We start from the raw sequence: 12,623 nt of genomic DNA, 5'->3' as shown, positions 1-12,623 counted from the left end.
GCACCTGCGGCAACCTCGAACCCGGACTGTTCAAGGATTGAAGAACCATGACGCAATCACATCCCTCTGACCCGCGCCAGCGCTGGCGCGCACTGGTCGTCTTGTGCCTGGGCGTGCTGATGATCGTGCTCGACGGTACGGTGGTGAACGTCGCCCTGCCCTCGATCAAGGACAACCTGCAATTCAACGACACCAACCTGGCCTGGGTCGTCAATGCCTACTTGCTGACCTTTGGCGGTTTCCTGCTGCTCGGCGGTCGCCTCGGCGACCTCTATGGCCATCGCCGGCTGTTTACCCTGGGATTGGCGGCGTTCACCCTCGCGTCGCTGGCCTGCGGACTGGCGCCATCGCAGTCATGGTTGATCACGGCCCGTGCCGTTCAAGGCCTTGGCGGCGCGGTGGTCACGGCGGTGGCCTTGTCGTTGATCATGGACCTGTTCACCGAGCCCGGTGAACGCGCGCGGGCGATGGGCGTGTACAGTTTCGTCTGCGCTGCGGGCGGCAGTATCGGTGTGCTGCTGGGGGGGTTGCTGACCGACCTGCTGAGTTGGCACTGGATCTTCCTGGTCAACCTGCCTGTCGGCCTGATCGTGCTGGGCCTGTCCCTCAAGTTGTTGCCCGCCGTGCGCGCCGAAGGCAGCGGGCAGCTGGATGTTGCCGGCGCGGTGACCGCCACCCTGTCGTTGATGATCGCCGTGTACGCCGTGGTCAACGGCAATGAACAGGGCTGGACCTCCCTCCACACGCTGGGCCTGCTGGCGGCCTCGGCCTTGTTGATGCTGGGCTTCATCGTGCTCGAACGCCGGGTTGCGCATCCCTTGATCCCGATGGGCCTGTTTCGCCTGCATAACCTGCGCACCGCCAATCTGCTCGCCGTGCTCTGGGCCGCGTCGATGTTCGCCTGGTTTTTCCTGTCGGCGCTCTACCTGCAATGGGTGCTGGGCTATACGCCGATGCAAGTGGGATTGGCGTTCCTGCCAGCCAACGTGATCATGGCGATTTTTTCCCTGGGTCTGTCCGCGCGACTGGTGATGCGCTACGGCACACGAACGCCGCTGGCAGTAGGCCTGCTGCTCGCCGCCATCGGCCTGGCGCTGTTTGCACGGGCGCCGCTGGACGGCCAGTTCGTCGGCGACGTTCTGCCGGGCATGTTGCTGCTGGGGTTGGGCGCGGGGATGGCGTTCAATCCGATGTTGCTGGTGGCGATGAGCGACGTGGAACCCAAGGACTCCGGCCTGGCATCGGGCGTCGTCAATACGTCGTTCATGATGGGCGGCTCGGTGGGCCTGGCGGTTCTGGCAAGCATTGCCGCGTACCGGACCAAGACGGCCGCGTCCGATCTCGCGCCGCTGGTTGCGCTCAACGACGGGTATCAGATGGCGTTTTTGATCGGCGCAGCGTTCGCGCTGACCGCAGCCGTACTGGCGGGCCTGCTGCTGCGAAGCACCACGACGGGACAGCAGGCGAAGGTCGACTCCGGAGCCCACCCTGCCCCCTGACGGCACCGGGCGGCAACGGCAGTCATCAAATGATGCCTGTCGTTGCTTGCGGTGCCGTCGAGTCTCAGGCGGCCATCCGCTCACACGCTTCGGCGCAGGACTGGCAGGCCTTGGCGCAATCCTGACAGTGGCCCGCTTCATGTTTCGCGCATTCTTCGCCACAAGCCCGGCAGATGCTCGCGCAGACGATACAAAGATCCGTCGCCACCCGACTGTTACGCTGCATCAGCGTTGCCGCGAGACGGCACAGGTCGGCGCAGTCACGGTCCAGCTCGATGCAACGGGCCATCATCTGAACGTTTTCTTCTTGCAGGCAAGCGCTGGCGCACGCCTCGCAGGTGATGGCGCAGGCGAGGCATTCGTCGATACAGGTTTGATAACGGCTGTTCATGGCACTCTCCTCTTTTGAAGGTCGATTCAAAAAATGCATACCGCCTGTTCAGGCAGGTATAAGCGTGCGACTCGGCGCATGAACCGGGGGTTTCAAAAGAAAAATTACATTTTCGTCAGCTGGACCGGCGCCTGCCGTTCATCCTGCGTCCGGCAATCAGATCACCAGCGTCAACCACGCCGACACCAGTAGCAACACCGCCATGACGCGGTTGAACCGCCCCATCGCCACGGCGGAACGGCAGAACCTCGCGGCGCCGCGCCCCAGGTAGGCCCAGGCCGTCATGCAAGGAATGGATATCGCAAAAAACGCCAGGGATAGCCAGAGCACGCGTACGGTACGGTCCGCCTCGGCGCCGGCGAATACGCTGACCACCGCCAACGCCATCATCCAGGTTTTCGGGTTCACCAGTTGCAACCCGGCGGCGCCCGCCAGGCCCAGCCGGGCGCCTTCCACCGGTTTGTCGGGGTCAATGGCCTCGGCGGGCGCGCTGAAGATCTGCCAGGCCATCCAGCTCAACCAGGCGATGCCGGCCCAGGACAACGCTGTCTGGATCGTCGCGTGCCGGGCCAGCACGTCCCCCAAGCCGGTGCCGACCACCAATACCAGCAACGCGGCGGCGGCACAGGCGCCGAGGATGATCGGCCAGGTGGTCGTCAGGCCAAAGCGGGAACTGTGGCTCAACACCAGGATATTGGTCGGGCCCGGGGTGATGGAGGCGACAAAGGCAAACAAGGCAAATGGCAGCAACTGGTCCATGGAGCAATTTCTCGGCAGAGGATCGTAGGGCTGATCATCCCGATGCCGGCGTAGTCAGTCTGGAACAATTGAGCAGCGCTTGCGGTAGTCCGCCGGGCTCATGCGATAGGCGCGCTGGAACCAGCGGCCCAAGTGACTCTGGTCGGCAAAGCCAAGCATGGCTGCCACCGCCACGGCGCTTTCGCCACGGGCCAGCAACCGCCGCGCCCGGGCCAGGCGCAGCTGGATCAGGTAGGCATGGGGCGCCAGGCCGAAAGCGGCCTTGAACGCGCGGCTCAGGCGAAAACGATCGACACCGGTGGCCCGCGCCAGGTCGTCGAGGCCAATGTCTTCGCTCAGGTGGCTGTGCAGATAATCGCGGGCCTGCTGCGCAACCAACGGCAGGCGCGGGTCGGGATTGATCCGTGCGCGCCAGTGCAAGTGTTGGGTGAGGTTCGCCAGCAGCGTGTCGAGGGCGGTCTGGCGGACGATCAGAATGTCTTGCTCGTGCAGGCTCTGGAAAGCCGTGGCGGTGGCGCTCGCCAGACGCGCGTCATCATTGAGGGTGGCGGCAAAGCCGAGCTGGGCATTGTCCGGCGCTTCATCGAACAAGGAGCGCAGCTCACGCTCGAGCCAGTGCGGTTCGAGGTACAACGTGCGGTAGGTGAAACCGTGTTCGTGAGGTGCGTTTCCGTCGTGCAGTTCGCCGGGTTCGAGCAGGAACACTTTGCCCGGTGTGCTGTTGTGTTGCTGCCTTCGGCAATGGAACTGTTGCACGCCCTGCTCCGTCACGCCCACCAGGTAGGCATCATGCCAATGCGGATCGTAGGCATGCCCCTCGAAATGCGCGCGCACGGTCTCGATGCCGGACGTGGCGTCCTGCTTGAGATCGATCCAGTTGCGCGCGGTCATGGGCTGTCTCGTTTATGTATCGGCTGGGTGAGATTAAACGACGTGGAGGGGCTGGTCTGGAAGATTTGTGCAGTTTCACTCCGGTGTTGCGTTTCTCCTGTGAGAGCGAGCCCGCTCGCGAAGACGGTGTATCAGTCGATGAAAATGCCGGATGCATTGGCCTCTTCGCGAGCAGGCTCGCTCCCACAATAGCTAGCGGGCTAACGGAGATCCAAGGGCTCGCCATCACGCATCCGGCGTAATCACCGGCAACACGGTCTCCACGGCCAACCGCGCCAGTTCCGCATCCTCTTCGGCCTTCACCCCGGAAACCCCGATGGCACCAATGCACTCGCCATCGTGGCGGATGGTCACGCCACCTTCGAGCATGCCTTGCAAGTGAGGGGCGCTCAGGAAGGCCAGGCGACCGCCGTTGATCATGTCTTCGAAGGCCTTGCTGTCACGCCGGCCCATCGCGGCGGTGCGGGCCTTTTCGGTGGCGATGTAGGCCGATAAGGGCGAGGCCCCGTCCAGGCGCAGCAGCCCCAGGGGGTGCCCGCCATCGTCTACCACACAGACCGATACGGCCCACTGGCGCTGGTGAGCCAGCTCCTTCGCCGCCACCAGCAACTGAGCAACGTCCTGCTCGGTGAGTACCGCTTTGGTTTTCATGAATGACTCCGCGGCTGCGCAAAAAAATGAGTGTCGAGTATGTCGTTCGATAAGGCATGTGCCAATTAATTCGATGCGTTGTCATTCGCTCGACACCTCGCCCGCCTCAATGGATCCAGTAAACGACGCCAGCCATCTAATTTCCCCATAAAACATTGACAAACAAATTAGTTAAGAGAGTTAATGGATCCACAGATAAAAACAAAACCCGCCTGGAGATCCGCTCATGTACCCCAAGAACACCTGGTACGTCGCGTGCACGCCTGATGAAGTTGCCGAGAAGCCGCTGGGGCGGCAGATCTGTGGCGAAAAAATGGTTTTCTACCGAGGGCACGAAGGCAAGGTCGCGGCGGTCGAGGACTTCTGCCCCCACCGTGGCGCCCCGCTCTCGCTGGGCTATGTTGAAAACGGCAACCTGGTGTGTGGCTATCATGGCCTGGTCATGGGGGGTGACGGCAGGACCGTCGAGATGCCCGGCCAGCGGGTACGCGGTTTTCCCTGCAACAAGACCTTTGCGGTGCAGGAGCGCCATGGGTTTATCTGGATCTGGCCGGGTGAGCAGGCACTGGCCGACCCGGCGCTGATCCCGCATCTGGAATGGGCGGAAAGTGACGAATGGGCGTACGGCGGCGGCCTGTTCCACATTCACTGCGACTATCGCCTGATGATCGACAACCTGATGGACCTGACCCACGAAACCTACGTGCACGCGTCCAGCATCGGGCAGAAGGAAATCGATGAGGCGCCGCCAGTGACCACCGTCGAAGGCGACGAAGTGGTCACCGCCCGGCACATGGAAAACATCATGGCCCCGCCGTTCTGGCGCATGGCGCTGCGCGGCAACAACCTCGCCGATGATGTGCCGGTGGACCGCTGGCAGATCTGCCGCTTCACCCCGCCCAGCCACGTGCTGATCGAAGTCGGCGTGGCCCATGCCGGCAAGGGCGGCTATCACGCGGCGCCGCAGTTCAAGGCGTCGAGTATCGTGGTCGACTTCATCACCCCGGAAACCGAGACGTCCATCTGGTACTTCTGGGGCATGGCGCGGCATTTCCAGCCCCAGGACGAAGCGCTGACCGCCAGCATTCGTGAAGGCCAGGGCAAGATTTTCAGCGAAGACCTGGAGATGCTCGAACGCCAGCAGCGCAACCTGCTGGACCATCCGCAACGCAACCTGCTCAAGCTCAATATCGACGCCGGTGGCGTGCAGTCGCGCCGGGTGCTGGAGCGCTGGATCGCCCGGGAGCGGGAGCAAGACGCGGCCTTGATCGCCAGCACGCGCCAGCCGCAACACGCGGAGCAACAGCCATGATCGAAGTCCAAGTCGCGGCGCGGCACGACGAAGCCCTGGACATCTGCAGCTACGAGCTGACACCTGTCGACGGCCAGCCACTCCCGGCCTTTACCGCCGGCGCCCATATCGATGTGCATTTGCCCGACGGGCTGATCCGCCAATATTCGCTGTGTAATCATCCTGAAGAACGGCATCGCTATCTCATCGGCGTGCTCAAGGATCCCGCGTCCCGGGGCGGCTCGCGCAGCCTGCATGAGCAGATCCGGCCAGGCATGCGCCTGCGCATCAGTGAACCGCGCAACCTGTTCACCCTCGCCGCCGAGGCGCGGCGCAGCCTGCTGTTTGCCGGAGGGATCGGCATCACGCCGATCCTGTGCATGGCCGAGCACCTGGCCCAGAGCGGCGCCGCGTTCGCCCTGCATTACTGCGCCCGCTCCAGGGACCGCGCCGCTTTCGTCGAACGCTTGCAGCGATCGCCTTATGCCGACCGGGTTTTCCTGCACTTCGATGAAGACCCCGCCACGGCGCTGGATGCCGCTCGGTTATTGGCTTCGCCCAGTGATGACCTGCACCTCTACGTGTGTGGCCCCGGCGGTTTCATGCAGCACATTCTCGACACCGCCAAGGCCCAAGGCTGGCAGGAACCCAACCTGCACCGGGAATACTTCGCCGCTGCCCCGACCGACACCCGCGCCGATGGCCGCTTTTCGGTGAAACTTGCACGCAGCGGCGAGGTTTTCGAGATACCGCCGGACAGGAGCGTGGTCCAGGTGTTGGAAAGTCATGGCGTCGAAATCCCGATCTCGTGCGAGCAAGGCGTCTGCGGCACCTGCCTGACCCGAGTGCTGGAAGGCGTGCCGGAGCATCGGGACATGTTCCTCACTGAAGCCGAGCAAGCCTGCAACGACCAGTTCACGCCGTGCTGTTCAAGGTCCCGGACGCCGTTGTTGGTGTTGGATCTCTGAGTCCGCAGCCCTCTACAAAACCCTGTGGGAGCGAGCTTGCTCGCGATAGCGGTGTGTCAGCAACGTCTTTATTGCTGAACCTCCGGCCATCGCGAGCAAGCTCGCTCCCACAGATGTTTGCGCCTCTAGTCAGGCCGCAGGATCACCTTCATCCGCTCATCCGCCAGCGTCGAGCCAAACACCTCGGCGTAACGCAGGGTGGCGTTGGCATGCTCGCGCATGATCGCCTCGGCACGGGCGCCCTGGCGATTGACCAGTGCATCGAACACCGAGTGATGCTGCATGTGGGCATAGTTGAAGCGCCGGTACTCGCCGGCCATGTTCTGGCGATCGACCGCCAGGGCGGTGACGGAGGCGAATGGCAGGTGATCGTTGCGCGCCAGGGCGTCGGCGATGGCCGGGTTATGGCTGCCTTCGACGATCACTCGGTGAAAGCGCATGTTGAGGTCGTGGTAGACCTCCAGGTCTTCTTCGGTCACATAGCCCTTGGCGAACAGTTCGTCGCCTTGCACCAGGCACTGTTCGAGCGCGCGCCGAGCCTCGTCGGATAAACCGCGTTCGGCCGTCTGCCGCGCAGCAAGGCCTTCGAGCACCCCACGGACTTCCACCGCACCGGCAATTTCATCGGCGCTGACGGAGCGCACCTGAAAACCACGCCCGCCAAAACGCACCAGCAGCCCTTCCTGCTCCAAGGTGCGAAACGCCATGCGCACCGGCATGCGCGAGACGCCGAACAATTGCGCCGTGGGGATTTCCATCAAGCGCTCGCCCGCAGCCAGTTCGCCAGAAGCGATCATCCGACGCAATGCGACCAGCACCGTTTGGCCGGGCTTACTCATTCAGGTGATATCCAGAGAAGAGAGAGCCGCCATAGTAATTGCAATCAAATGTGGGAGCGAGCCTGCTCGCGAAGGCGGAGCGTCAGTCGACAATGACGTCGGCCATGACGACGCCTTCGCGAGCAGGCTCGCTCCCACAGGGAAGTGTCAGCCGGTAGTTCCGGCGCGCAAGACCGTTGGGTCTTCTCCCCGATACAGCGCCTCGACCTTGGCCGCGCGCCATTGCAACACGGCGCGCTGGTTGATCGAGCCTTTGTCGGTGATTTCACCACGGTCGATGGAAGCCGGTTCGTCCAGCAGTGCGATCCATTCCACACGACTGGCGTTGCCATTGGCATCACGGTTCAGGCGCCGCAACCAATCGGCAAACCATTGGCGCACCGGCGGGCTCGCCAGGACCTCGGCGTCGCTGGCGTCCGGGGCCAGGCCCGAGAGACGACGGCAATCATGCAGGCGCGGAAACACCAGCGCACCGAGGTGCGGGCGATCCGGCGCCGTCACCACCAGGTCCTGGACGTAAGGCGTTCCCTCAAGCACCGCGCGGTTGCGCAACGGCCCGACACTGACGAATACCCCGGAAGAGAGCTTGAAATCCTCGGCAATGCGCCCGTCGAACATCAGCCCCAGTTGCGGGTTCGCGGGATCGGCGAGCTTGATGGCATCGCCCGAGCAGTAGAAGCCCGCGGCGTCGAACACCTCGGCAGTCTGCTGCGGCGAGCGCCAATAGCCGGGCATGATGTGGGGGCCGCGAAAGCGTCCTTCGAACTTGCCATCCACCGGCACCAGCCGCACTTCGCAACCGGGCGCCGGCAGACCGATGTAGCCGGCCATGGACAGCGGTCCGGTGGTGAAGGTGCAGGACGGCGATGCTTCAGTCATGCCCAACCCAGCCATCATGCGGATCCGTTCGCCGCAGTGTTGCTCGGCGACTTTGTCGAGTCGATCCCAGGTGCTTTGGGAAAGGCCCGCTGCGGCGAAGAAGAACAGGCTGATGCGCTTGAAGAAGCGTTCGCGCAACTCGGCGTCCTGTTCCAGGGCGCTCACCAGTTCTTCCCAGCCCTTGGGCACGGTCAGGTAGGCCGTCGGGGAAATTTCCTTGAGGTTGCGCAAGGTTTCAGCGAACCCCTGGACGGTGGGCTTGCCATCGTCCAGATAAAACGTGCCGCCGTTGTACAGCACGATGCCGACGTTGTGGCTGCCGCCAAAGGTATGGTTCCACGGCAACCAGTCCACCAGCACCGGCGGCGCTTCGCCGAACACCGGGAAGGTCTGCAGCAACATCTGTTGATTGGCGCAGAGCATGCGCTGGGTGGTGATCACCGCTTTGGGCAGTTTGGTGGAACCTGAGGTGAACAGAAACTTGGCGACGCTGTCCGGCCCCGTGGCGGCAAAGGCACGCTCAGCCTCGACCCCTCCGGGTTGCGCGAGCAGGCTGGCGAAGCTTGTCCCGGTCCGGCCGGATAGGCCTCCACGCACCGTGACCAGGGGAACATCCGCCGGTAACACGGCGTTGATTGCCCGCTCGAACGGCGCGGCATCGCTGACGAACACCAGCCCCGGCTGCAACAGCTCGCAGACATGCCGCAGCTTGGCGAAGTCCTGGGACAGCAGCGAATAAGCCGGCGACACCGGGCAATAGGGAATCCCTGCGTACATCGCGCCCAAGGCCATCTGCAAATGCTCGATGTCATTGCCCGACAGCAGCGCCAAGGGTTTTTCCGCCGATAAACCATAGGCCAACAAGCCTTGCGCGATGGCCCGCACGCTGTCGAGCATCTCGGCATAACTGACGTGACGCCAGTCGCCCTTGTTTTCCCGCGCAGCGATAAAGGTCTGGTTCGGCCGTACCTCGGCCCAATGCACCAGGCGATCGAGCAGGCGCGATGGCAGCGGCGCCAAGGGTTCGAGGGAACGCATGTGCAGGACGCCCTGCTCTTCCTTCACTTCTACGGCGGGGTGACCAATCGACACCTGGCGATAGCGCACAGGCTCGGGCCGGGAGGATGATCTGGACTCGGAACTCACGGTGCATCTCCTCCATCAAGGCACGCTCGGGTCGCGCACGGCGAGCGGAACGTGGCAGCACGTGGCTGCGGCCTTGTCATTGTTATGTCTGGCCTGCATCGGGCGATGGCTTTCGCGGCACACCGCCGGCAATGCGACGGATTTTCAGATCGGGTAATGCCGCGGACCGTTCTGCATCGTCACCCAGCGCAACTGGGTGAAATGCTCGATGGACGCCTTGCCGCCAAAACTGCCGTAACCGCTGGACTTGACGCCGCCAAAGGGCATTTGCGCTTCGTCGTGTACGGTCGGGCCGTTGATGTGGCAGATACCGGACTCGATTCGTTGGGCCAGGGCCAGCGCACGGCTGGTGTCGCGACTGAAGATCGCCGCCGACAAACCGAACTCCGAATCATTGGCCAGGCGCAGCAGCTCTTCATCACCCTCGCCGCGCAGCAGCACCGCCACCGGCCCGAAGGATTCTTCGCGATACAGGCGCATGTCCGGCGTGACACCGTCGAGCAAGGTCGGCTGCAAGATGCTGCCGTCCAACTGGCCGCCCGCGACCAACTTCGCGCCTTTGGCCAGGGCATCGTCGATCAGGTCCTTGATGCGCTGGCCGGCACTGGCGTCCACCAGCGAACCCAGCACCGAATCACTGGCCCCCGGATCCCCCGCGCGCAAGGTGGCGATCTTCGTCACGAGGCGTTCGATAAAGGCGTCGGCAATGCTCGCATCGACGATCAAGCGCTCGGTGGACATGCAGATCTGGCCCTGGTTGAAATACGCCCCGAAAGCCGCGGCTTGCACCGCCGCATCCAGATCGGCGTCGTCCAGCACCAGCAGCGGCGCCTTGCCGCCCAGCTCCAGCAATGCCGGCTTGAGGTGACGCGCCGACAATTCGCCGACGATGCGACCGACGTGGGTCGAGCCGGTGAAATTGACCCGCCGCACCGCCGGGTTGGCGATGAGGCGTTCGACGATCGCCGGTGCATCCGCCGGCGCGTTGCAGATGACATTGACGACGCCGTCACCGAGGCCGGCGTCCTGCAATACCTGACCGATCAAACGGTGCACCGCCGGGCTGATTTCCGATGCCTTGAGCACCACCGTGTTGCCGCACGCCAACGGCATCGCGATGGCGCGGGTGGCGAGAATCACCGGGGCGTTCCACGGCGCGATGCCCAAGACCACGCCGCACGGCTGACGCAAGGCCATGGCGAAACTGCCGGGCACGTCCGAGGGGATGACTTCGCCATTGATTTGAGTGGTCATGGAGGCCGCTTCGCGCAGCATGTTCGCGGCGAGGTGCACGTTGAAGCCGTACCAGTTGGCCATGGCGCCGGTCTCGCCGGCGGCAGCGATGAATTCGCCGCTGCGGGCCTGCAACTGCTCGGCCGCGCGCATCAAGCGGGTACGACGTTCGTTGGGGGCCAGCGCGGCCCACGCAGGGAAAGCGGCTTGCGCGGCAGCCACGGCGGCGTCGGCGTCTTCCAATGTGGCGGCAGCCACGCGAGACACCGCTTCACCGGTCACCGGGTTGCAGCGCTCGAAGGTCCGGCCATCACGGGCCGGGCACGACTGGCCGCCGATCAACAGGGGCACGTCCAGCATGTAGATGACTCCTTCTTATGATTGTTATGGAGGGCAGCTTCAAGCTGCAAGCTGCAAGCTGCAAGCTGCAAGCTGCAAGCTGCAAGCTGCAAGCTGCAAGCTGCAAGCACAACTCGAACCGATTCTACTTGCAGCTTGAAGCTCCAAGCTCGCAGCTGCCGTTATCGCTTATAGGTTTGCAGGCCCGGCTTGATGCTCTTGTCGTCGAGGAACTGCTTCATCCCCTGCTCGCGTCCACCTTCGGTGTCGAGCAGGCGCGACTGATCCAGCTTGGCGTAGAGGTAATCCTCGTTCTGCTCCCACGTCAGTTCGCGGCAACGCTTGAAGCCATGCTTGGCCGCGCGCAGGACCACCGGGTTTTTCTCCAGCAGGTTGCGCGCCAGCTCGACGGTGACTTCCCGCAGTTGCGCCAAGGGCACGCTTTCGTTGACCAGGCCCATCTCGGCGGCTTTCTGCCCACCGAAGGTCTTGCCGGTCATGATGTAGTACAGCGATTGGCGATGGCCCACGGTGTCGGCCATGGCTTTGCTGACCAGGTTGCCGGGCGGGATGCCCCAGTTGATCTCCGAGAGGCCGAAGGTGGCTTCGTCGGCGCAGATCGCCAGGTCGCACGCCACCAGCGGGCTGAAACCGCCACCGAAACACCAGCCATTGACCATGGCGATGGTCGGCTTGGCGTACATGCGCAGCAGTTTCCACTGCCATTGCGAGGCTTCGCGGCGGATTTTTTCCTGGAGGATTTCCGGCCCGGCATCCACTTCGCGGAAGTACTCCTTGAGGTCCATGCCGGCGGTCCAGGCTTCACCGGCGCCGGTGAGCACCAACACGCCGGCGGCGGGATCCTGCTCCAGGGTTTCCAGCACATCGACCATCTCGCGGTTGAGGGTCGGGCTCATGGCGTTGCGTTTTTCCGGACGATTGAGGATGACCCAGGCGATGCCGTCGTCGATCTCGACCTTGACCGTTGTCCAGCGACCTTCGTAGTTGCTCATGGCGCGTGCTCTCTTGTTCTGGGCTGAAGATGATCAAAAACTAAACCTGAATATTAGTTATGTCAATTAACTATTAACCGATTTATCTAGAATTTTCAGCGCGTCCAGAAACGGCGCCAGACAACAAATATGCGAACGACCATAGCCATCGTCCGACAACCTCGGCAAACTGGATAGCCTTGTTAACCACTGACTTTGAGGATGCACCTTTCGATGGCCAAGTCTTCCAAGCTTGCCGAACCGGCCGCCGAGGCACAGCCCGACATTGGCGACACGCAACCGCCGATGGATTCCGCGCTGGACGAGCTGATCGGCTACGCCTTGCGTCGCGCCCAGTTGAAGCTGTTCCAGAACCTGATCGGCCGTCTCGCCCTTCACGACCTGCGGCCCGCCCAGTTTTCGGCCCTGGCGATCATCGACCAGAACCCGGGGCTGATGCAGGCCGACCTGGCCAAGGCACTCGCCATCGAGCCACCGCAAGTGGTGCCGTTGCTGAACAAACTGGAAAGCCGGGCCTTGGCCGTGCGGGTGCGCTGCAAGCCAGACAAGCGTTCCTACGGGATTTTCCTGAGCAAGACCGGCGAGACACTGCTCAAGGAACTCAAGCAGATCGCCACGGAGAGTGATCTCGATTCCACCGCTGCGCTTTCAGGTGCCGAGCGCGAGGAACTGCTGCGGTTGTTGAAGAAGGTTTACCAATAATCCTGTGGCGAGGGCCCCCTCT

12 protein-coding genes are annotated in these 12,623 nt (G+C 63.2%); 4 read left to right on the top strand and 8 right to left on the bottom strand.

What is annotated here, in order from left to right:
* Positions 1–47 precede the first annotated feature (47 nt).
* Positions 48–1,499: a DHA2 family efflux MFS transporter permease subunit gene (locus tag M8Q45_RS10425; protein ID WP_249874652.1), complete on the top strand. Its 1,452-nt coding sequence runs from the start codon at positions 48–50 to the stop codon at positions 1,497–1,499.
* Positions 1,500–1,563: 64 nt separating this feature from the next.
* On the opposite strand, the gene M8Q45_RS10420 is transcribed toward M8Q45_RS10425, so the two are convergent.
* The 4 genes from M8Q45_RS10420 to M8Q45_RS10405 form a co-directional block, all read right to left on the bottom strand.
* A complete protein-coding gene (locus tag M8Q45_RS10420; RefSeq protein ID WP_249874651.1) occupies positions 1,564–1,890 on the bottom strand; it encodes a four-helix bundle copper-binding protein in 327 nt (108 codons plus the stop codon).
* Between the two features lie 156 nt (positions 1,891–2,046).
* Positions 2,047–2,649 (bottom strand): LysE family translocator, encoded by a 603-nt coding sequence (locus tag M8Q45_RS10415; protein WP_249874650.1) that lies wholly within the window; start codon positions 2,647–2,649, stop codon positions 2,047–2,049.
* A gap of 54 nt (positions 2,650–2,703) precedes the next feature.
* Positions 2,704–3,540 carry an AraC family transcriptional regulator gene (locus M8Q45_RS10410; protein ID WP_030140659.1) on the bottom strand — a complete coding sequence of 279 codons (837 nt, stop codon included), beginning with the start codon at positions 3,538–3,540 and terminating at the stop codon, positions 2,704–2,706.
* Positions 3,541–3,765: 225 nt separating this feature from the next.
* Complete coding sequence (locus M8Q45_RS10405; RefSeq protein ID WP_198796400.1) at positions 3,766–4,191, bottom strand: GlcG/HbpS family heme-binding protein; 426 nt, start codon at positions 4,189–4,191, stop codon at positions 3,766–3,768.
* A gap of 226 nt (positions 4,192–4,417) precedes the next feature.
* Here M8Q45_RS10405 and M8Q45_RS10400 point away from each other — a divergent pair, with 226 nt between their 5' ends.
* On the top strand, positions 4,418–5,503 hold the full coding sequence (locus M8Q45_RS10400) for a Rieske 2Fe-2S domain-containing protein (RefSeq protein ID WP_249874649.1): 1,086 nt from the start codon (positions 4,418–4,420) through the stop codon (positions 5,501–5,503).
* Positions 5,500–6,450, top strand: coding sequence for a PDR/VanB family oxidoreductase (locus tag M8Q45_RS10395; RefSeq protein WP_181288797.1), 951 nt, complete (start codon positions 5,500–5,502; stop codon positions 6,448–6,450). The genes M8Q45_RS10400 and M8Q45_RS10395 overlap by 4 nt, the downstream gene beginning before the upstream one ends.
* A gap of 125 nt (positions 6,451–6,575) precedes the next feature.
* On the opposite strand, the gene M8Q45_RS10390 is transcribed toward M8Q45_RS10395, so the two are convergent.
* The 4 genes from M8Q45_RS10390 to M8Q45_RS10375 form a co-directional block, all read right to left on the bottom strand.
* The gene (locus tag M8Q45_RS10390; protein WP_249874648.1) at positions 6,576–7,289 is read right to left on the bottom strand and encodes a GntR family transcriptional regulator; all 714 of its coding nucleotides are present in this window, start codon (positions 7,287–7,289) and stop codon (positions 6,576–6,578) included.
* Positions 7,290–7,436: 147 nt separating this feature from the next.
* Positions 7,437–9,314 carry a feruloyl-CoA synthase gene (locus M8Q45_RS10385; RefSeq protein ID WP_249874647.1) on the bottom strand — a complete coding sequence of 626 codons (1,878 nt, stop codon included), beginning with the start codon at positions 9,312–9,314 and terminating at the stop codon, positions 7,437–7,439.
* 144 nt (positions 9,315–9,458) lie between these two features.
* Positions 9,459–10,907, bottom strand: a complete 1,449-nt coding sequence (locus M8Q45_RS10380; RefSeq protein ID WP_249874646.1) for an aldehyde dehydrogenase — start codon at positions 10,905–10,907, stop codon at positions 9,459–9,461.
* Positions 10,908–11,068: 161 nt separating this feature from the next.
* Positions 11,069–11,899, bottom strand: coding sequence for a p-hydroxycinnamoyl CoA hydratase/lyase (locus M8Q45_RS10375; RefSeq protein ID WP_249874645.1), 831 nt, complete (start codon positions 11,897–11,899; stop codon positions 11,069–11,071).
* 213 nt (positions 11,900–12,112) lie between these two features.
* On the opposite strand from M8Q45_RS10375, the gene M8Q45_RS10370 reads away from it, so the two are divergent.
* Positions 12,113–12,601 carry a MarR family winged helix-turn-helix transcriptional regulator gene (locus tag M8Q45_RS10370; RefSeq protein ID WP_249874644.1) on the top strand — a complete coding sequence of 163 codons (489 nt, stop codon included), beginning with the start codon at positions 12,113–12,115 and terminating at the stop codon, positions 12,599–12,601.
* Positions 12,602–12,623 lie beyond the last annotated feature (22 nt).

Source organism: Pseudomonas sp. T1.Ur (assembly GCF_023516725.1).
GTDB lineage: Bacteria > Pseudomonadota > Gammaproteobacteria > Pseudomonadales > Pseudomonadaceae > Aquipseudomonas > Aquipseudomonas alvandae.
This window is presented reverse-complemented; position numbering and strand designations above follow the sequence as displayed.